The sequence below is a fragment of the Mesorhizobium terrae genome (assembly GCF_008727715.1).
In the GTDB taxonomy this organism is placed as follows: domain Bacteria; phylum Pseudomonadota; class Alphaproteobacteria; order Rhizobiales; family Rhizobiaceae; genus Mesorhizobium; species Mesorhizobium terrae.
Genome location: NZ_CP044218.1, coordinates 3,933,438 through 3,952,256 on the forward strand (window position 1 = coordinate 3,933,438; position 18,819 = coordinate 3,952,256).

The 18,819-nt window shown below is 63.6% G+C and carries 18 protein-coding genes; 8 read left to right on the top strand and 10 right to left on the bottom strand.

The window, feature by feature from the left end; genetic code table 11:
* Positions 1-25: 25 nt before the first annotated feature.
* Positions 26-1,603, bottom strand: a complete 1,578-nt coding sequence (locus FZF13_RS20160; protein WP_024926842.1) for a trimethylamine methyltransferase family protein — start codon at positions 1,601-1,603, stop codon at positions 26-28.
* Between the two features lie 247 nt (positions 1,604-1,850).
* On the opposite strand from FZF13_RS20160, the gene FZF13_RS20165 reads away from it, so the two are divergent.
* From FZF13_RS20165 to FZF13_RS20180, 4 genes are all read left to right on the top strand, one after another.
* A complete protein-coding gene (locus tag FZF13_RS20165) occupies positions 1,851-3,755 on the top strand; it encodes a phospholipase D-like domain-containing protein (RefSeq protein WP_024926843.1) in 1,905 nt (634 codons plus the stop codon).
* A 136-nt stretch (positions 3,756-3,891) separates the two neighbouring features.
* Complete coding sequence (locus FZF13_RS20170) at positions 3,892-5,079, top strand: MFS transporter (protein WP_024926844.1); 1,188 nt, start codon at positions 3,892-3,894, stop codon at positions 5,077-5,079.
* Between the two features lie 186 nt (positions 5,080-5,265).
* A complete protein-coding gene (locus tag FZF13_RS20175) occupies positions 5,266-6,645 on the top strand; it encodes an aspartate aminotransferase family protein (RefSeq protein ID WP_024926845.1) in 1,380 nt (459 codons plus the stop codon).
* An 85-nt stretch (positions 6,646-6,730) separates the two neighbouring features.
* Positions 6,731-7,093, top strand: a complete 363-nt coding sequence (locus tag FZF13_RS20180; RefSeq protein WP_244431292.1) for a hypothetical protein — start codon at positions 6,731-6,733, stop codon at positions 7,091-7,093.
* A 273-nt stretch (positions 7,094-7,366) separates the two neighbouring features.
* On the opposite strand, the gene mmsB is transcribed toward FZF13_RS20180, so the two are convergent.
* Positions 7,367-8,251 (bottom strand): 3-hydroxyisobutyrate dehydrogenase, encoded by an 885-nt coding sequence (gene mmsB, locus FZF13_RS20185; RefSeq protein ID WP_024926847.1) that lies wholly within the window; start codon positions 8,249-8,251, stop codon positions 7,367-7,369.
* Positions 8,252-8,381: 130 nt separating this feature from the next.
* Positions 8,382-9,557: an isobutyryl-CoA dehydrogenase gene (locus tag FZF13_RS20190; RefSeq protein ID WP_024926848.1), complete on the bottom strand. Its 1,176-nt coding sequence runs from the start codon at positions 9,555-9,557 to the stop codon at positions 8,382-8,384.
* A 145-nt stretch (positions 9,558-9,702) separates the two neighbouring features.
* Here FZF13_RS20190 and FZF13_RS20195 point away from each other — a divergent pair, with 145 nt between their 5' ends.
* Both FZF13_RS20195 and FZF13_RS20200 read left to right on the top strand, forming a co-directional pair.
* Positions 9,703-10,305, top strand: a complete 603-nt coding sequence (locus FZF13_RS20195) for a dimethylsulfonioproprionate lyase family protein (protein ID WP_024926849.1) — start codon at positions 9,703-9,705, stop codon at positions 10,303-10,305.
* A 2-nt stretch (positions 10,306-10,307) separates the two neighbouring features.
* A complete protein-coding gene (locus FZF13_RS20200; protein WP_024926850.1) occupies positions 10,308-11,777 on the top strand; it encodes a cobyric acid synthase in 1,470 nt (489 codons plus the stop codon).
* Positions 11,778-11,865: 88 nt separating this feature from the next.
* Here the strand turns inward: FZF13_RS20200 and FZF13_RS20205 are convergent, their stop codons facing one another.
* The 4 genes from FZF13_RS20205 to FZF13_RS20220 form a co-directional block, all read right to left on the bottom strand.
* Positions 11,866-12,285, bottom strand: a complete 420-nt coding sequence (locus tag FZF13_RS20205; protein WP_024926851.1) for a VOC family protein — start codon at positions 12,283-12,285, stop codon at positions 11,866-11,868.
* A 96-nt stretch (positions 12,286-12,381) separates the two neighbouring features.
* The gene (locus FZF13_RS20210; RefSeq protein WP_024926852.1) at positions 12,382-13,197 is read right to left on the bottom strand and encodes a helix-turn-helix transcriptional regulator; all 816 of its coding nucleotides are present in this window, start codon (positions 13,195-13,197) and stop codon (positions 12,382-12,384) included.
* A 69-nt stretch (positions 13,198-13,266) separates the two neighbouring features.
* A complete protein-coding gene (locus tag FZF13_RS20215) occupies positions 13,267-13,437 on the bottom strand; it encodes a hypothetical protein (RefSeq protein ID WP_139116491.1) in 171 nt (56 codons plus the stop codon).
* Positions 13,438-13,491: 54 nt separating this feature from the next.
* Positions 13,492-14,277 (bottom strand): TSUP family transporter, encoded by a 786-nt coding sequence (locus FZF13_RS20220; RefSeq protein ID WP_024926853.1) that lies wholly within the window; start codon positions 14,275-14,277, stop codon positions 13,492-13,494.
* Between the two features lie 118 nt (positions 14,278-14,395).
* On the opposite strand from FZF13_RS20220, the gene FZF13_RS20225 reads away from it, so the two are divergent.
* Both FZF13_RS20225 and FZF13_RS20230 read left to right on the top strand, forming a co-directional pair.
* Positions 14,396-14,821 (top strand): tellurite resistance TerB family protein, encoded by a 426-nt coding sequence (locus FZF13_RS20225; RefSeq protein ID WP_024926854.1) that lies wholly within the window; start codon positions 14,396-14,398, stop codon positions 14,819-14,821.
* A 44-nt stretch (positions 14,822-14,865) separates the two neighbouring features.
* Entirely contained in the window at positions 14,866-15,351 is a 486-nt protein-coding gene (locus FZF13_RS20230) for an NUDIX domain-containing protein (protein WP_024926855.1), read from the top strand.
* Positions 15,352-15,378: 27 nt separating this feature from the next.
* Here the strand turns inward: FZF13_RS20230 and FZF13_RS20235 are convergent, their stop codons facing one another.
* The 3 genes from FZF13_RS20235 to FZF13_RS20245 are packed head-to-tail and all read right to left on the bottom strand — an operon-like array spanning position 15,379 to position 18,814.
* Positions 15,379-17,004: an ABC transporter ATP-binding protein gene (locus FZF13_RS20235; RefSeq protein ID WP_024926856.1), complete on the bottom strand. Its 1,626-nt coding sequence runs from the start codon at positions 17,002-17,004 to the stop codon at positions 15,379-15,381.
* Positions 17,001-17,870, bottom strand: coding sequence for an ABC transporter permease (locus FZF13_RS20240; RefSeq protein WP_024926857.1), 870 nt, complete (start codon positions 17,868-17,870; stop codon positions 17,001-17,003). Before FZF13_RS20240 ends, FZF13_RS20235 begins: the two co-directional genes overlap by 4 nt.
* A complete protein-coding gene (locus FZF13_RS20245; protein ID WP_024926858.1) occupies positions 17,867-18,814 on the bottom strand; it encodes an ABC transporter permease in 948 nt (315 codons plus the stop codon). The genes FZF13_RS20240 and FZF13_RS20245 overlap by 4 nt, the downstream gene beginning before the upstream one ends.
* Positions 18,815-18,819: the final 5 nt, after the last annotated feature.

The following is an 18,819-nucleotide window of genomic DNA, read 5'->3' on the forward strand; positions in this document are numbered from 1 at the left end:
CAGCGATCGAGGGGCGAATGAAAAATCAGAAGTCAGTCGGCGCGCCGCCTTCGGCGATGCGCTTGTCGACGAAGGCGTTGAGCTCCTCGCGGATCGCCGGGTCGATATAGGGCTCCTCGTAGCTCGCCAGACGCTCCTTCCAGACGCGGTTGGCGCGGTCGATGGCGGTCGGCGAGCCGGCCTCGGCCCAGGTCTCGAAATTGCGCCAGTCGGAGATGATCGGCGAATAGAAGGCTGTCTTGTAGCGGTCCTGTGTGTGCTGGGTGCCGAAGAAATGGCCGCCGGGGCCGACCGACTGGATGGCGTCGAAGCCGAGCGCGTCTTCGGAAAGGTCGAGCGGCGTCAGGAATTCGGCCACCATCTGCAGGAGGTCGATGTCCAGAATGGTCTTCTCGAAGGAGCAGCGCAGGCCGCCTTCCAGCCAGCCGGCGGCATGCATCATCAAATTGCCGCCGCCTTGGACGGCGCCCCACAGCGAGAAAACGCTTTCATAGGCCGCCTGCGCGTCCACGGTGTTGGCGGCGCAGGTGTTGGAGGTGCGGTAAGGAATTTTGTAGCGGCGCGCCAGCTGGCCGCCGACAAGCTGCGCCTTCATGTATTCCGGCGTGCCGAAAGCAGGGGCGCCCGACTTCATGTCGACATTGGAGGTGAAGCCGCCATAACCCACCGGCGCGCCCTTTTTCACCATCTGTGCAAAGGAAATGCCGGCAAGCGCCTCGGCGTTCTGCTGCACAAGCGCACCGGCGATCGTGACCGGCGCCATCGCGCCCGACAGGGTGAAGGGCGTGACGATGACGACCTGGCCCATCGAAGACATCTGGATGATGCCTTCCATCATCGGCACGTCGAGTTTGAGCGGTGAATTGGTGTTGATGATGGTGAAGACCGACGGCTCCTGCATCAACTGTTCGCGGGAAATGCCACGGGCGATGCGGGTGATCTCGATGCCGTCGACATTGCGCTCCTTACCGAGCGAATAGATGTGGAACATCTTGTCGGTGAGCAGTGCTAGGTCGCGGATGCATTCGAGGTGGCGGATCGATGGGTGGATGTCGATCGGCTCGACGGGGTAGCCGCCCGTGCAGTTCAAGATGTTGTGCATCTGCGCGAGCTTGAGGAAATTGCGGTAGTCGACCTGATTGCCTGGTCGGCGACCACGGTCGATGTCGGAGCAGTTGGGCGCCGACGCCATCATCGAGATGATCAGATTGTTGCCGCCGAAGCGCACATTGTGCGCCGGGTTGCGGGCATGGATGGTGAATTCCGACGGGCAGTGGGAGATCAGCTCGATGATCATGTCGCTGTCGAAGCGCACACGCTCGCTCCCAGGGCGCACATCGGCGCCGTGTTCCTTCATGATCTGGCGGGCGCCATCGTGGAGAACGTCGACGCCGATTTCCTTCAGCACACGCAGCGAGGCGAGGTGGATCGATTCCAGCTCATCGTCGGAAACTAGCTTCGTCGGCTGCAACGGGTTTTTCAGCTGCCGGAACGCCGGCTGCTCGAAAGCCGCCGAACCGCCGGCGCGTTTTCCTGCGCGGCCGCCGCGGCGGGCGCGATCGGTGGCCAGAACCGGCTCGGCGGGGTGCAGTGCAGCGGTCATGGTCGGTCCTCGTGATGGTTCCAAATCGGCCGCATAATGGACCGCCGTGAAAATCGCCATTGCGGAGGCGGCGACCACTAGGACGAGCAAAGCGACATGACGTACGTCACCTTCCGGTGGCGTCCGAGACCGCGTCGCAGCCCGCGCCGCAGAATGTGAACGGCGTTACAGTGGCGCCATGAGAAGCGGCTAAAGTGCTCCCGCCGCACCCGATCCATGAATGTCGATTGGTCCTGAGGGGGAAACCATGGCCGACGTCGTCAAAGTGAGAGCCGCAACCAACAATGAGGTGGCCTTCGTCGCCTGGGATGTCGATGGCATGATCCCTGGCTGCCTCGGCTTTGAAATCGTCCGGCTTTATCCGGCGACGGGCGAGGAGCGCTGCCTGGCCTCCTGGGTGCCGTTCAAGGGGCAGCGAAACCAGGATTGGATACCGCAGGACACCGGCGTCTGGCCGGTGCAGAAGACTTTCTGGCGCGATCTGACGCTGCGCCGCCGGCGAGACAGTCTCGACGTCAGGCAAGATGGCGAGATGGTCGCCTATCGCGTGCGGCCTGTCGGTGACATGAAGCCCGGATTGGAACCGGTGCCAGTGCGTCCGCCGCAGGTCGACGGCAAGCCGACCTATACCGGTACGCCGCGTCCGCTCGGCTATCTGGGGCAGGGCGCCGTCAGCCCGACGATTTTCCTCGGCTCGATGTTCGGCAAGGCACGCGTCGCCTTCACCAATGGCGTTTTGTCGACGCAATGGATGTCGCATGCGCTGGCGGATGCGGGCATCAAGATTGGCCAACGCGACAAGATCCGGGAGGAGTTGCAGAACCCCGCCAGCAAGATCCGCGCTTACCTGCATGGTGATGTACCGGATGTTCTGACCAGCCTGCTCAAACGCGCGAAAAGTGAGGGTGGCTCGGTACGGCTGGCGCTCTACGAACTCGGCGATGACGTGCTGCGCGACGCCATCATCGGCGCCAAGGATGTGGTCGAGGTCATCCTTTCCAATTCCGGCAAGGACGACCAGACCAAGAAATGGGATTTCGGCAACGCGCCTTATCGCAAGGCGCTGCATGATGCCGGCGTGACGGTGACCGACCGGCTCTTCAACAACAACCACATCGGCCACAACAAATTCGCCGTCTATCGCGACAGCCATGGCGAGCCGCAGGCGGTGATGACCGGCTCGACCAACTGGACGACCACCGGCATTTGCGGCCAGTCCAACAATGCCTTCCTCCGTGACGACCCGCAGATGGCGCGGGTTTTCAACGATTACTGGGAACGCATGAAGGCGGACGTCTTTCCGCCACCGGCGAGCGAATTCGCGGCGGGTCGTGCCGTGCAGACGCAAGGTGTGCCGTTCCGCAAGGACAATCACATCGCCAACCCGCTCGACGGCCAGAGCGCACCGATCGATGGCATGACGGTGTGGTTTTCGCCGAACGACCCGCAGCGCAACAAGAAGACGATTTCGGTGCGGCCGGTCGATCTCACGGATGTCTTCGCCCGCATCCGGGCGGCCAAGAAAGCGGTGCTGTTCCTGGTCTTCAATCCCTCCCAGCGCGGCGAGAACTCGATCATCGCCGAAGCGGTTGCTGCGGCTACGGCAAATCCGAAACTGATCGTGCAAGGCGCGATCAGCGACCCGGCCGCGATGCCAAACTACGAAAAGGCCGAGAAGGACCCGGTTACCAAGGCGGTGACCAAGCAAGGCAGGGCGCCTTTCGTCTTCCCGGAAAAGGTGTGGGAGATGCCGAACGTCTCGATCGTGCGGGCCGCGAACCTGACCGGCGCGTCGATCGCGCGCGACTTCCAGGCCGAGGTGCTGACCATCGGCCATGCCATCGTGCACGATAAGATCGTCATCATCGACCCGATGGAAGACAATGCGACCGTCATCACCGGCAGCCACAATCTCGGTTACAAGGCTTCTTACGAAAACGACGAGAACCTGGTGATCGTCGAGGGCGACAAGACCTTCGCGGCCGCCTACGCGGTGCATTTCCTCGATGTGTTCGACCACTACAAGTTCCGCGCCTGGCGACGTACGATCGGCAAGGGTCCATCCGACGATGACGGATTGCAGACAAGCGACGACTGGCTGAAACCCTATGCCGACGGCAAAAAGGGCGCGCTCGCTCGCTATTTCCCCTGAACCACGGCTGGCGGCCTGGGGTCTTCGCGCCAGTGGCGCAAGCGATCACCGGGCAACGGCTCTTTCCTCTCCCGCCTCGAACCGCTAGCACCCGAAGACGGTCGGTTCTTGTCGAACCGGCGGTTTGGGGAGCGAGATGGCTGCGGCGGAGACCTGCGACAACGAGGTGGCGACCAATTGGGCGGGCATCGCCGGCGTCATCGCGACTGTGTCGGTCTTTGCCATCGCGCAGGGCCTTACCTATCCGCTTTTGTCCTTCATTCTGCAGAGGCAGGGTGTTCCGCCGGCGATGATTGGCCTGTCAGCGGCGATGACGCCGATCGGCTTCATGGTGTCGTCGCCATTGATACCGGTGCTGGCGCGGCGCTTCGGCCCGGGTCGTACGGCGCTGACTTGTGCTGTGCTTTCGGCGCTCGCCCTGGCGCTCGTCGGCTGGAGCTACAATGTCTATGCCTGGTTTCCGCTGCGCTTCATGATCGGCGTCGTCACCAATCCGCTCTATGTGCTGAGCGAAGTGTGGATGATCGCGCTGGCGCCGCCGGCGAAGCGCGGCCGCATCATGGGTGTCTATTCGACGCTGATCTCGGCGGGGTTCGCCACCGGGCCACTCTGCCTGCTGCTGGTCGGCACGGAAGGGTGGTCGCCCTTCCTGCTCGGCATCGTCGCTTTCCTGATCTGCGGCGCCTGCCTGGCCGCGGTGCTGCCGAAACTGCCCAAGGTGGACCAGAGCGGCCACCATGTCTCGGTGCTGGGCTTCATGCCGTTGGCAGGGTTGCTGCTTGGAGCGGTCGTTGTCGCCGCCGGCTTCGAACAGGCGGTGCTGGCGCTTCTCCCCGTCTATGGCACGCATTTCGGCATCGCCGAGACACGCATGTCCGCACTTCTCACTGTCATGATCGCCGGCAATATCGCCATGCAGGTGCCGCTCGGCCTACTGGCCGAGCGAATGTCGGCGCAGGTCGTGCGCTTTGGCTGCATCGTAGCGACCGTCGTCGGATGCGCTCTGCTGCCCTTCGTCATCACGTCGCCGCTGGTCTGGCCCTTCCTGTTCGTGCTCGGCGCGGTGTCCTACGGCGTCTATACGATGGCGATCATCGAGCTCGGCGAGCGCTTCACCGGTCCGGCGCTCATTGCCGGCAACGCCGCCTTTGCCCTGATGTGGGGTGTGGGTGGCATCGCCATGCCGCCGCTGGCCGGCGGCGCGATGAGCTTGTTCGGTGCGCCTGGCCTGCCCATCACCCTGGGACTGATCTGCCTCGGCCTCGTGGTTGCCTCCGCGCTTGCCCTGCGCGGTGGGTTGAACAGCCGTCGCGCGGTCGGCTAGAGTGCCCGGATGCGCGCCGTGAACCTTCACCCTCGCAAGCTCGATGCCGCAGTGACGCCGTCGCCGCGCACCCGTCATGCCGAGCTCATGCGCCTGTGCGCCCGCATCGGCTATTCGCCTCCGTCCTGCCCTTGAGAATCCGCCTCCGGCTCCTGCCGGATTGATTCAAGAGGAAAGGATAACCCGATGACTTATCAGAATTATTCGCTGAAGCAGTTGCAGCAGATCGACGCTGCGCACCATTTGCATCCCTTTACGGACCACAAGGAACTGCGCGAGATCGGTTCGCGCATCATCACCCGTGCGGACGGCCCGTTCATCTACGATTCCGAAGGCACGGAAATTCTGGACGGCATGGCCGGCCTGTGGTGCGTGAATGTCGGCTATGGCCGCAACGAGCTGGCCGACGCCGCCTACCGCCAGATGAAGGAACTGCCCTACTACAATTCCTTCTTCAAATGCTCGACGCCGACACCGGTGCTTTTGTCCAGGCGGCTGGCTGAGATCGCACCAAAGGGCGTCAGCCAGGTGTTTTACGGCTCGTCCGGCTCGGAGGCCAACGATACGGCCTTGCGCCTGGTGCGCCACTACTGGGCGCTGATGGGCAAGCCGGAGAAGAACCGCATCATCTCGCGCAAGAACGCCTATCACGGCTCCACCGTGGCCGGCACGTCGCTCGGCGGCATGGATGCCATGCACAAGCAGCTCGGCGGCGCGGTTCCCAACATCGTTCATGTCATGATGCCCTACGCCTACGAACTGGCGCTGCCTGGTGAAAGCGACCATGACTTCGGCCTGCGTGCCGCCAAGGCGGTCGAGGATGCCATTGTCGAGGCAGGCCAGGAGAATGTGGCGGCCTTCATCGGCGAGCCGATCATGGGCGCGGGCGGCGTCAAGATTCCGCCGGCCAGCTATTGGCCTGAGGTGCAGCGCATCTGCCGCAAATACGACGTGCTTCTGATGCTGGACGAGGTGATCACCGGCTATGGCCGTACCGGCGAGTGGTTCGCCGCGGATTATTACGGCATCCAGCCGGACACGATCACCACGGCGAAGGCGCTGACCTCCGGCTACCAGCCACTGTCGGCGCTGCTGGTGGGTGAACGCGTTGCTGCGACACTGGTCGAGAAGGGTGGCGAATTCTACCACGGCTACACCTATTCCGGTCATCCGGTGGCCTGTGCCGTGGCATTGGCCAATCTGGACATCATCGCGCGGGAAGGGCTGGTGGAACGAGTGAAGACCGACACCGGGCCGTATTTCGCCAAGGCGCTGCAGGAGCGTATCGCCGGGCACGATCTGGTCGGCGAAGTGCGTTCGGTCGGCCTCATGGGCGCGATCGAGATCGTCAAGGACAAGGCGACTAAGGAGCGTTTCCTTCCCGCCGGAAGTGCTGCGGTGACGGTGCGCGATCATGCAATCGCCAACAACATGATGTTGCGCGCCACCGGCGACACCATGATCCTGTCGCCGCCGCTGATCTGGACCCGTGATACGATCGACATGGCCTGCGAGCGTATCGCAAAGGCGCTCGATCTGGCGAAAAACGATCTGCGCAAGGCCTGACGCTTTGTCGCAGCGAGCCGGCGGAACGATCCGCCGGCTCCAGCATTGGCCTGCCTCAGGCTTATCTTCCCGTGAGGACAACACCGTGAAAGCCAACCTTCAAATGAAGCGCCGCCGCGCGGCGAGCGGCGGAGCCGTCGCCGACCTGATGCTGGCGCCTGCCGTCGTCATGTTGCGGTTGCCGGTCATGGCGGCCGAGGCTGGCGGGATGGCCTGGCATGACGAAACGATGCGCGCCATTTCGGAGAAGGTGGCGGCAACCGCCGAAGGCTTGACCGCCGCGCAACTGTCGATGGCCAACTCGATCGCAAATTTCTGGCCCGAGCTGATGGCGGGGCAGGCGCCCTCCGTCCTGAACGGCGTGGCGTTGGAGCGTTCCATGCATGCCGCGTTGCGCCCCGCGGGCCGACGCGTCAAGGCGAACTTCAGACGGCTGGTCGGACAATAGATCAATTAGCGTGGAGCGGCGTTTCAATGGCAAAAACCGCGTTCGCGGGGAACGCGGCTTTGCCAGATACGCATGGCGTTTCGCTACTGAAAAACCTGCGAAACTAACGGCTCCGGTACGCGAGACCTGATCCGGAGCATGGGCGGCGCGTCGTCCGCCTTGGGTCCGTTTTTACAGGCACATCGTTACCGCGTGGTTAGCGAGAGCTTAAGCAAATCTAAATTTGCCGAGTTTTTGAGCCGTATTTTAGGAAAATGGAATGTTTGTAATGGCTTAGCTTTTATCGCCGCGCAGGAAATTGATGATGCCGGAAAAATCCACGCCGCCGCCGCCCTGCGCGTTGAACAGGGAATAAAGCTGCGCGGCCTCGGCGCCAAGCGGAGTGGCGGCGCCGGAGCCTTGAGCGGCCTCCTGGGCGAGCTTCAGATCCTTCAGCATCAACGCCGCGGCGAAGCCCGGCTTGTAGTCGCGGTTGGCGGGGGAGGTCGGGACCGGGCCGGGAACCGGGCAATAGGTCGTCAACGACCAGCACTGGCCCGACGAGGTCGATGCAACGTCGAACAGCGCCTGATGCGACAGGCCGAGCTTTTCGCCGAGAACGAAAGCTTCGGCCACACCGATCATCGAAATGCCGAGGATCATGTTGTTGCAGATCTTGGCGGCCTGACCGGCGCCGGCTTCGCCGCAATGAACGATGCGGCCAGCCATCGGCTTCAGCACCGGCTCTGCAAGCGCGAACGCCTCTTTCGAGCCGCCAGCCATGAAGGTCAGCGTACCGGCGGCGGCACCGCCCGTTCCACCGGAAACCGGTGCGTCGATGGAGGCAAGGCCGTTCTCGTGCGCGATCGCATGTGCCTTGCGGGCGGATTCGACGTCGATGGTGGAGGAATCGATGAAGAGCGCGCCCTTTTTCGCCCACGGCGCGATCTCGTTGTAGACCGAAAGCACATGCTTGCCGGCCGGCAGCATGGTGATGACAACATCCGCGTCCTTGACCGCGCTCTGGCTATCCTCGGCGATCGTCAGGCCATGTTCCTTGGCCAAAGCGAGGTTTTCCGGCATCAGGTCGAAGCCGACGACATTGTGGCCCGCCTTGACGAGATTGGCGGCCATGGGATTACCCATATTGCCGAGACCGATGAAGGCGATGGTGGTCATTGGATGCTCCGGCGTTGTTCAAAACGGTATGAAGAACAGCGAGTAGGGAATAGCGAATAGAGAGCAGTGTGACTGTTCGTGTTTTCCGCGAGCAGCTTGCTTGGCCTTGTACCTGCTACTCGCTATTCGCTCATTTCCCAATCAAATGCCGCGCCACGATCACACGCATGATCTCGTTGGTGCCTTCGAGAATCTGGTGCACGCGCAGGTCGCGCACCAGTTTCTCCACGCCGTAGTCGTGCAGATAGCCATAGCCGCCGAACAGTTGCAGCGCCTGGTTGGCGACGTCGAAACCGGTGTCGGTGACGAAACGCTTGGCCATCGCCGACCATTTGGAGGCGTCATGTGCCTTGGCATCCAGCTTCGAAGCGGCGGCATAGAGGAAGATACGGGCGGCCTGCAGCTCCGTCTCCATGTCGGCCAGCTTGAACTGCAGTGCTTGGAACTGGTTGATGGTCGAACCGAAGGCCTTGCGCTCGGACGCATAGGTCAACGCCTTGGTGAGCGCCGACTGAGCGCCACCCAGCGAGCATGCGGCGATGTTCAGCCGGCCGCCGTCGAGACCCGCCATGGCGATCTTGAAGCCCATGCCTTCGCCCGACAAAAGGTTCTCGGCCGGCACCTTGCAGTCTTCGAAGATGACGGTTCGGGTGGACTGCATGTGCCAGCCCATCTTGTGCTCGTTAGCACCGAAGGAGAGGCCGGGTGCGTCCTTGGGCACGACCAGTGTCGAAATGCCCTTGGGGCCATCCTCGCCGGTACGCACCATGGCGACATAGATGTCGGAATCGCCGGCGCCCGAGATGAACTGCTTGGTGCCGTTGACGACGTAGTCCGATCCGTTGCCGCCCGAACGCGTCGCCCTGGTTTTCAGCGCGGCAGCGTCCGAACCGGAGCCCGGCTCGGTCAGGCAGTAGCTGGCCAGCCATTCCATCGAGGTCAGCTTTGGCAGCAAGCGCTGGCGCTGCTCGTCATTGCCGAAGCGGTCGATCATCGAGGCCGCCATGTTGTGGATGGAAATGAATGAGGAGAAGGCCGGGCACGCGCGGGAAAGAGCCTCGAAGATCAAAACGGCGTCGAGCCGGCCCAGCGCCGATCCGCCGACGTCGTCGCGTACATAGATGCCGCCCAAGCCGAGCGGCCCGGTTTCGCGGATCACATCGGCCGGAAAGTGCTTGGCCCTGTCCCATTCGAGCGCATTCGGCGCGACGCGTTCGTCGGCGAAGGCTTCGGCCATCGCCTGTATCGCGCGCTGGTCTTCGTTGAGCTCGAACTGGCCGCCGGCCGCCGTCGTGACGGTATCCATGGCGTCCTCCCGGATATGTCGTTTTTAGCTATGCGTGCATCGCAATCTAGACCAATGATGCGCCCGCGCAACCCGCGCTTTGGGTCCACATCCACCCTGGAGTGTGGCAAAGCGGCTGTGCGGCAATGCGTGAGCGGAGCAGGTGGTGACGACAATTTTCGACGAGCTGTTGGAAGCATTTCATGCTTTCCTCGGTCATGCCGACGCTTCGGTGGCGCGCGATGCCGCAGGCGCCGTCGACTGGGCGATGCCAGTCCGTCCGCTGGAGCCGCAATCCATACCGTGCGTTCGCCACCTTGACCGCGTCATTGAAATCGCGCCAGAGCGAGCAAAGCCGCTGGCGCACATGCTGGCTGACCATCGTGATGTATTACGGTGGGGGCAGACTTACGGCGAAGCGGATTTCGATCGCACCTTCCTCGATAATTACGGCTGGCTGGAAGTGTTCGGCACGCGCGGCCACTTTGCCAACGACGCGGCGGCCGGCGGGCTCCTGATCTTGGGGCCGGGGATCGTCTATCCGGATCATCATCACGTCGCCGAGGAAATCTACATCCCGCTGACCGGCGGTACGGGTTGGCGCAAGGGCGATGGCGCCTTCCAGATCCGGCAGGCCGGCGAGGTCATCCACCATCCCTCCAACATCAACCATGCGATGAAGACGGGCGCCGAACCGTTGCTGGCGCTCTATCTCTGGCGGGGCGGGCCGCTTGCCGCCAAATCCACCATCACCGGCGGGGAAGCGTGAGCATGGCGCGGGCATTCATGCTGCAAGGCACTGGCTCCGATGTCGGCAAGACGGTGCTGGTGGCCGGACTCTGTCGCGCCGCATTGCGGCGTGGGCTCAAGGTCAGGCCGTTCAAGCCGCAGAACATGTCGAACAATGCCGCGGTGGCGGAAATTCCCGGCGAGGCTGGCGGCGGCGAGATCGGTCGCGGGCAATGGCTGCAGGCGCTGGCCTGTGGCGTCGCGCCGACTGTCGACATGAACCCGGTGCTGCTCAAGCCGCAGACCGATGTCGGCTCGCAGGTCATCGTGCAGGGCAAGGTTTTCGGCGAAGCGCGCGCCCGCGACTACCAGACCATGAAGGGCCGCCTGATGGAGGCGGTGCTGCAATCCTGGGCGAGGGTGAAGGAAGACGCGGATCTCGTCATCGTCGAAGGGGCGGGTTCACCTGCGGAAATCAACCTCAGGCCGCGCGACATCGCCAATATGGGTTTCGCGACGCGGGCCGATGTGCCGGTGGTGCTGGTCGGCGACATCGACCGGGGCGGCGTCATTGCCTCCGTGGCCGGCACGCATCTGATCCTGCCGGAGGAGGACCGGCGCATGATCGCCGGCTACCTCATCAACAAGTTCCGCGGCGATGTTTCGCTCTTCGATGATGGTATCCGGTCGATCCAAGGGTTCACCGGCTGGCGCTGCTTCGGTGTGGTGCCGTGGCTGAAAGCCGCGTCGCGGCTACCGTCGGAAGATTCGGTCGTGCTGGAACGGTTGGCGGCCGGTGAGAAACGCGCCCTGAAAGTCGCGGTGCCGATGTTGTCGCGCATCGCTAATTTCGACGATCTTGATCCGCTCAAGGCGGAGCCGCAGGTGGAGGTGGTGTTCGTGCCACCGGGAAAACCACTGCCGGCCGATGCCGGGCTGGTGGTCATTCCCGGTTCGAAATCGACCATCGGCGATCTCCTGCATCTGCGCGAACAGGGCTGGGATCGCGACCTTGCTGCCCATGTCAGGCGTGGCGGCCATGTCGTCGGCATCTGCGGCGGCTTCCAGATGCTCGGCAGCACTGTACGCGATCCCGACGGTATCGAAGGCAGCGTGCGCGAGACCGAAGGGCTTGGTCTGCTTGACGTCGAGACGGTGATGGAGCCGGAGAAAACGGTCCGCACCAGCAATGCGCGCTCGACCGTCTTCGACCTGCCGCTGGAAGGTTATGAGATCCATCTCGGCCGCACCACCGGTCCGGATTGCCGGCGCCCGGCGGTGGTCATCAACGATGTGCCGGACGGTGCGGTATCGGCCGATGGCAAGGTGTTCGGCACCTATCTGCATGGCCTGTTTGGGGCGGACGCCTTCCGTGCCCGTTTCCTGGAAAGCCTCGGTGTCACGGGTGGCGGTATCGACTACCGGGCCGATGTCGAGGCGGCGCTCGACGAAATCGCCATGGCGCTGGAAACACATCTGGACTGCGACGAGCTGTTTGGTCTGGCACGTTAGCGCATGGCGGATTTCGCATCGGGGAGCGCGACTGGGGGATCGCGGCCCGATGCGAAATCTGGGCGCGCCACGCCCTTTCGGGAAACCGTCAGTTCGGCTTGATGCCTGTCTTCGGCCAATAGGTGCCGAGCGACCAGACGTTGCCCTCGGGGTCGCGGCAGATGAACTCGCGGCTGCCATAGCCGCGGTCCGTCAACCCTTCGAGGATTTCCGCGCCGGCCGCCTCGGCGCGTGCAAAGGCCACGTCCGCATCGTCGACGGCGATGTAGATGGAACGGCCGTTGGGGCCAGGTTCGCCGACGATTTCGCCGAAGCGGTCGCGGCGTGAAGACCCCAGCATGATCATAGCGGAACCGAGGGCGAGTTCGGCGTGCTGGATCATTTCGCCATCGTTGTAGCGGGCATGCACGGTGAAGCCGAAGGCCTTGGCGAGCCAGTCGACCATCATGGGCGCGTCGCGGAAGCGCATGACGGGATAGAGGCGGGGCGGTTCGGTGGACATGGTCATCTCCTGTCGGGTTGGACGATGCGTCATCCTGGCCGGCATGCGATGGGAGCGTCTTGAAGAAATGTTACCTTCGGCATCTGGCCGGACAGGCTGCGGTCAGGTGCTCAGCGTGCCGGGCGTCGTGCCGGCCAGGTCGCGGAATTCGCGGGCCAGATGCGCCTGGTCGGCGTAACCGCAGTCGGCGGCGATGCCGGCCCAATTGCCGTCTCCGCGCCGCGACAGCTGAAGCGCGCGGTTGAAGCGGACCATGCGCGCCAGTGTCTTCGGTGCTACACCGGTGGCATCGCGGAAGCGCTCGGCGAGATGCCGGCGGCTCCAGTCCAGTTCGGCGGCGATCAGGCCGATGCGCGTCTGTCCGCCGCTCTCCAGAATCCGGTCCACCGCCCAGGCGATTTGCGGTCCTCGTGGCGATGCCGCGGCCACCCGGCGGACGATGAAGTCCTCGACGAGATCGAAGCGCCGGTCCCAGTCTTGCTCATTGCCGAGCGCCTCGCGCAAGGCGGCGCCGTCATGTCCCAGCACATCGTCCAACGGCACCATGCGGTCGGTGAGTTCGCTGAGCGGCATGCGGAAGAAACGCCTTGCGCCGGCAAGCGTGAAATTCACCTGCAGGCAACAGCTGTGACCGAAGGAATCGATCGTCACCGGGCCGGCGTAGAGGCCGGCAGCGAAGCTGTCGTGGCGGTCGTCTTCTTGGGGAGGGCGGCCGAGTGCGATCGCGAACGGCGCGTCGAAATTGATCACCAGCGGCACGATCAGCGTCGCGTATTCGATCTGGCGGTAGTGGCCGGGCGTCAGTTCGCGATAGCCGCAGATATCCGTCACAACCGAACGCAAAGCCGGCACAGGCGCCCGGCGCAGCATGAAAAAATGCCGCGGCTCGTTCTCGCTGTCCTGGCTTCCGGCAGGCATCGCCATCTCCTCTATACGGAGTTTAGCTCTTGCCCGCCGAAATCAAAAGTCGATCGATTGGGCGTGCCGTCAGACGCCGCGCAACAAGCAGCCGACCGCCAGAACGATATAGGCGATGAGCATGATCCACACCGCCGCCAGCGGTATGAAGGACAAGACGCCAAGCGCCGCCAGAAGGCCGATGATGGCGATGACGACGGAAATGATGAACACAATTTGGGTGGGTGCGCTGAGATTCATGTCTGGATTCCCTCTCCACATGATTCGTGCAGGGCAATGCTATCAGCGCTGGCCTCAGACACCAATCAGAACGCGCAGCGGGTTGGCCGGGTCTATCAGAAGTTTTGCGGCCAGTGCCACGCAGGTCAGCACCAGCAGCGGCTTGATCAGCTTCGCGCCGACGCGCACCGCCAGGCTGGCGCCGAGCCTGGCACCGAGGAACTGGGCGATGCCCATGACGATGCCGACTTTCCAGAAGATCACGCCGACCGTGGCGAAGACGGCGAAGGCGCCGATGTTGGAGGCGAAATTCAGCAGCTTGGTGTGCGCGGTGGCCTTGAGCACGCCGTAACCGGCGAGCGCGACGAAGGCCAGCATGAAGAACGAACCGGCGCCGGGTCCGAACAGGCCGTCATAGAAACCGATGGCCGGGACGACGGTGAGGCCGAGCAGGAAGGGCGACAGTCGTTCGGTGCGGTCGACATCGCCCATATTGGGCTTCAGCGCGAAGTAGAGCGCGATCGCGATCAGGATGAGAGGCAGCGCGGCGCGCAGCACATCGCCGGGAACGACTGTTGCCGCGATGGCACCGAGCACGCTGCCAAGAAGCGACATCAATGCCGAGGGCCATTGCTTGAGCGGATCGACCTGACCCTTGGCCGCATAGGCGAGGGTAGCCGAGCCGGAGCCGAAAAGCCCCTGCAGCTTGTTGGTGCCGAGTGCCTCGATCGGCGAGAAACCGGCCAGGAGCAGCGCCGGGATCGTGATCAGCCCGCCGCCGCCGGCGATAGAATCGATGATGCCGGCCACGAAGGCGGCCAGCCCGAGCATGGCGACGGTTTGAAAGGTGAGATCGATCATGGGGCGGAGAGCGCCGGGAGAGGAACAAACGGGGAGACAGCGGCGTTCCATCATAGGCAACCCGTTTGCGCAAGGGCCAATACGCGCTACCTATGAGGCCCGATTCTGGAGGAACGCGATGGCGATGGCGCTGCTGGACAAGATTCGCTCGATCTTCGAAGGCGACCCCGGAGTGCGCAAGGTCGCCGACGATCCGGTGCTGTCGGCCGAATTGCTGATGCTGTTTCGCATGATCCTGGCCGACGGGTCCGTTTCGGAAAGCGAGATGGAGGTCTTCCGCCGCATCTGCTCCGGCTCCTTCGGCATCCCCGAGGACAGCATCGACGCGGTGATCGAATATCTCAACGAGTTCGGCTACGAGACCAATGGTTCGCAGGCGATTGCCATGTTCCGCGACCTCGATGTGGAGCGTCGCAAGCTGCTGGCACAACACATGGTCGAGATCGCGAAGGCCGACCACCATCTCGCCGACAACGAGGTGAAGCTTCTGCGCCGCTCGCTCGATTTGCTCGGCATCAACCCAGTGGATCTGGTGAAGAGCTGACACCGCCGACGCAACCGGCCGATTGAACCAATAAGGGTAGTCGTTTGAGCTTTGCCGACAGCTATCTCGGACGGCTGCGAAAACTGATCGGGCACCGCCTTGTGTTGGTGCCCGGCGCACGCATCGTCATCGAGCGCGATGATGGCTTTATCTTGCTGCACAAGCGCACCGATTTCGACGCTTGGGGCCTGCCGGGCGGCAGCGCCGAGGAAGGCGAGGATATCGAGACGATCATCATGCGCGAGGTCGCCGAGGAAACCGGACTGGTCGTTCGCGACGTCAAGCCTTTCGCCTTCGGCAGCAATCCCCGCTACGAAAGCTTCGAATTCCCCAATGGCGATCGGACCCAGTTCTTCGTGCTGATTTTCTACACGCGCAGCTTTACGGGGGAGGCCGCCGCCATGGACGACGAAAGCAGCGCGGTTGGATGGTTCGCACCCGGCGCGCTGCCCGAAATGCTGCCCAACATGGCACGCAGCGCAGAAGCCTATGTCCGGTTCAAGAAGACCGGCGAATTCCAGATGATCTAGGTTTTCGTCGGCCGACTGAGCCGCTTCTCAGCCTTGTTCCTGCATTCTGCGGGCAATGGCGCGGTGCAGGTCGGGCGCGGCAGTGACCAACGCCTGTGCTGCTTCCGATTGCGGATGGTCGAGGACTTCCCCGGTTCTGCCGCGTTCGACGATCCTGCCTTCATGCATGACCAGCACCTCGTCGGTGATGGCGCGGGCAACGGTCAGATCGTGAGTGATGAACAGATAGGCGACGCCCAACCGGCTGTTCAAATCCGCGAACAGGTCGAGGATCTGGGCGCGGATCGACACGTCGAGGGCCGAAACCGGCTCGTCGGCGACGACCAGTTTCGGTCGCGTGATGATGGCGCGCGCGATCGACAGGCGCTGGCGTTGGCCGCCCGAGAATTCGTGCGGGTATTTGTCGAGATCGGACGGGCCGAGCCCGACTTCGTGCAGCGCCTGCGCCACCATCTCGCGGCGCTCCGCCGGCAAGGGTTTCTTCTCCAAGAGATGCAGGGGCTCGGCCACCAGCTTTTCGACCTTCTGGCGTGGATCGAACGAACCGTAAGGGTCCTGGAACACCACTTGCATGTCGCGTCGCGCCGGCTTCAGTTCCGCCTCGTCCCGACGCGAGATCGTCTCGTTGCGGAAGCGGATCGTGCCGGCGTTCGGGTTGTCGAGGGCGAGGATCATGCGCGCCAGTGTGGACTTGCCGCAGCCCGAGCGGCCGACGAGTGCCACCGATTGGCCGGGCGCTATCGTCAGCGAAACGTCGTCGACGGCGTGAACGGGCGCGCCGCGTTTGAAGAAGGAGGTACGGCGGCCGGGATAGAGACGCGAGACGTTTTCGACGGACAGGAGAGGGGGCGCTTTGCTCACTCCCACTGGGGCGGGCAATCGCTCCGGCACATGCATCGAGGCGAGCGCCAGTTGCCGCGTATAGGGATGCAACTGATCGGAAAGCGTGCGCGCGGTCTCTCCGGCCTCCATCACCTCGCCATGGCGCAGGATGGTGATGCGGTCGGACATTTCGGTGACCACGGCCAGGTCGTGCGAGATGAGCAGCAGGCCCATATTGTTCTCGCGCACCAGATCGCGCAGCAGGTCGAGGATCTGCGCTTGCAAGACGACGTCGAGGGCAGTGGTCGGTTCGTCGGCGATCAGGAGTTTCGGCTTCAGCGCGCAGGCGATGGCGATGACGACACGCTGGCGCTGGCCGCCGGACAGTTCATGCGGATAGCGGCTGAGCGGGAACTTCGCCTCCGGCAAACCGACCCGGTCCAATATCTTTCGCGCGCGTTCTTCCGCTTCGGCGCGGCCGGCTTTGGTGTGCCAGCGAATGCCTTCCGCAACCTGTTCGCCGATGGTCTTGACCGGATTGAGCGCGGTCATCGGTTCCTGGAACACCATGCCGATGTCGTCGCCGCGCAAGGCGCACATCTGGTCCTCGGTTGCGGCGAGGATGTCGATACCGTCGAAACGCACGCTGCCCGCAGCCCTGGCCGTGAACGGCAGCAACTGCATCACGGTCATTGCCGTCATCGATTTGCCCGAACCGGATTCGCCGACCAGCCCGACCACCTCACCCGGCGCGACGGAAAGATCGATGTCTTTCAGGATCGGGCGGCTGCCGATCGAGAGCGACAGGTTCTCGATTTCAAGCAGGCTCATCGGCGTCGCCGCGACTTGGGATCGAGATTGTCAGCAATGCCGTCACCGAGCAGGTTCAATGCCAGAACCGTGATCACGATGGCCATACCCGGGAAGATCGCCATCCAGGGCGCTTGTGTCATGCGGGTCTGCGCCTCGAACAGCATCCGGCCCCAGCTCGGCATCGGCGGTTGCGCGCCGAGGCCGAGATAGGAGAGGCTGGCTTCAGCCAGGATGCCCAGCGCGAACTGGATCGTGCCCTGCACCAGCAGCAACGTCGCGATGTTGGGCAGGATGTGCTCCACCGTGATCAGCGTCTTGCCCTTGCCGGCGGCGCGGGCGGCAAGGATGTACTCACGCGGCCAGATGGTGAGGGCGCCGGCGCGCGCGACACGGGCGAAGACCGGAATGTTGAAGATGCCGATGGCGATGATGGCGTTAACGGCGCCGGGGCCGAAGATGGCGGTGATCATGATAGCCGACAAAAGCGCCGGGAAGGCGAAAACGAGGTCGTTCAGCCGCATCAGCGCTTCGTCGACCAGGCCGCCGCGCGCCGCCGCCCACGTGCCGAGCGGCACGCCGATGCCCATGCCGATGCCGACGGCGACCAAAGCGACGGCGATGGAGTTGCGGGCGCCGATCATGATCATCGACAGGATGTCGCGGCCGAAATGGTCGGTACCGAACCAATGCGCCGCGGACGGCGCCAGCATTTTGTCGGAAATCACCAGCCGAGTGATGTCGTAGGGCGTCCACAGGAACGAAAGGGTGGCCATCGCGGCGACCAGAACGGTGATCGCGAACCCGAGCACGAAGGACCGGTGCCGGAAGGCTTTCGCGACCAGGGAGCCGAAGGTTTCCCGCGGGATTTCAGTCTGTAGCGTCACGATCGTGTCCTCAGGCGCGGATCCACGAGCGCATAGGAGAAGTCGACCAGGAGGTTGACGAGGATGACGGCGGCGACCAGCAACATGACGCCGCCTTGCACCACGATCAGGTCGCGCTGGTTAATGGCCTGGAAGACAAGCCGGCCGAGGCCGGGGAGATAAAAGACATTCTCGATAATGATGGTGCCGGCTAGCAGGAACGCGAATTGCAGACCGAGGATCGTCAGCACCGGGATCATGGCATTGCGCAGCGCATGCCGCCACAGGACGGCGCGGTAGGGCATGCCCTTGGCGCGCGCGGTGCGGATATAGTCCTCGGACAAGACTTCGATCAGCGCCTGCCGCGTCACGCGGGCAAGGATCGCGGCCTGCGGCAGTGCCAGCGCAATGGCCGGCAGGACCAGCGCCTTCAGTGCCGGCCAGATGCCGCTTCCCCAGCCCGGGAAACCGCCCGCCGGCACCCATTTCAGCCAGACGGCGAAAAGATAGATCAGCAGCAGGGCGAACCAGAAGTTCGGGATGGCGACGCCGATTTGCGAAGCGCCCATGGAGACGGTGTCGCCGAAACGGCCTTGGCGGGCGGCGGCGTAGAGACCGACCGGAATGGCGATCAGCGTCGACAGGGCGAGCGCCATCAGCGCCAGCGGCAGGGAGACGACGATGCGCTCGCGCACCAGGTCGATCACCGGCACCGCATAGGTGTAGGAACGGCCGAAATCGAGCACGGCAAGATTGCCGATCCAGTGCAGGTAGCGCAGCAGAAGCGGGTCGTTCAGCCCCATCTGCGTACGCAGCTGCTCGACCTGCTCGGCGCTGGCGCTCATGCCGAGCATCAGCCGCGCGGGATCGCCGGGCAGCACTTCCAGCACGGCGAACACGACGATCGAGGCAAGCACCAGCGTGGCGAAGGCGATTGCGATGCGCTTGAAAAGATAGGCGGTCATGCGCG

Coding starts and splice junctions, on each gene's coding strand:
- FZF13_RS20175 (WP_024926845.1), top strand. CDS start 5,266: ATGACTTATCAGAATTATTCGCTGAAGCAGTTGCAGCAGATCGACGCT.
- mmsB (WP_024926847.1), bottom strand. CDS start 8,251: ATGACCACCATCGCCTTCATCGGTCTCGGCAATATGGGTAATCCCATG.
- FZF13_RS20205 (WP_024926851.1), bottom strand. CDS start 12,285: ATGACCATGTCCACCGAACCGCCCCGCCTCTATCCCGTCATGCGCTTC.
- FZF13_RS20220 (WP_024926853.1), bottom strand. CDS start 14,277: ATGATCGATCTCACCTTTCAAACCGTCGCCATGCTCGGGCTGGCCGCC.
- FZF13_RS20245 (WP_024926858.1), bottom strand. CDS start 18,814: ATGACCGCCTATCTTTTCAAGCGCATCGCAATCGCCTTCGCCACGCTG.
- FZF13_RS20215 (WP_139116491.1), bottom strand. CDS start 13,437: ATGAATCTCAGCGCACCCACCCAAATTGTGTTCATCATTTCCGTCGTC.
- FZF13_RS20210 (WP_024926852.1), bottom strand. CDS start 13,197: ATGCCTGCCGGAAGCCAGGACAGCGAGAACGAGCCGCGGCATTTTTTC.
- FZF13_RS20235 (WP_024926856.1), bottom strand. CDS start 17,004: ATGAGCCTGCTTGAAATCGAGAACCTGTCGCTCTCGATCGGCAGCCGC.
- FZF13_RS20160 (WP_024926842.1), bottom strand. CDS start 1,603: ATGACCGCTGCACTGCACCCCGCCGAGCCGGTTCTGGCCACCGATCGC.
- FZF13_RS20190 (WP_024926848.1), bottom strand. CDS start 9,557: ATGGATACCGTCACGACGGCGGCCGGCGGCCAGTTCGAGCTCAACGAA.
- FZF13_RS20200 (WP_024926850.1), top strand. CDS start 10,308: ATGGCGCGGGCATTCATGCTGCAAGGCACTGGCTCCGATGTCGGCAAG.
- FZF13_RS20165 (WP_024926843.1), top strand. CDS start 1,851: ATGGCCGACGTCGTCAAAGTGAGAGCCGCAACCAACAATGAGGTGGCC.
- FZF13_RS20225 (WP_024926854.1), top strand. CDS start 14,396: ATGGCGATGGCGCTGCTGGACAAGATTCGCTCGATCTTCGAAGGCGAC.
- FZF13_RS20170 (WP_024926844.1), top strand. CDS start 3,892: ATGGCTGCGGCGGAGACCTGCGACAACGAGGTGGCGACCAATTGGGCG.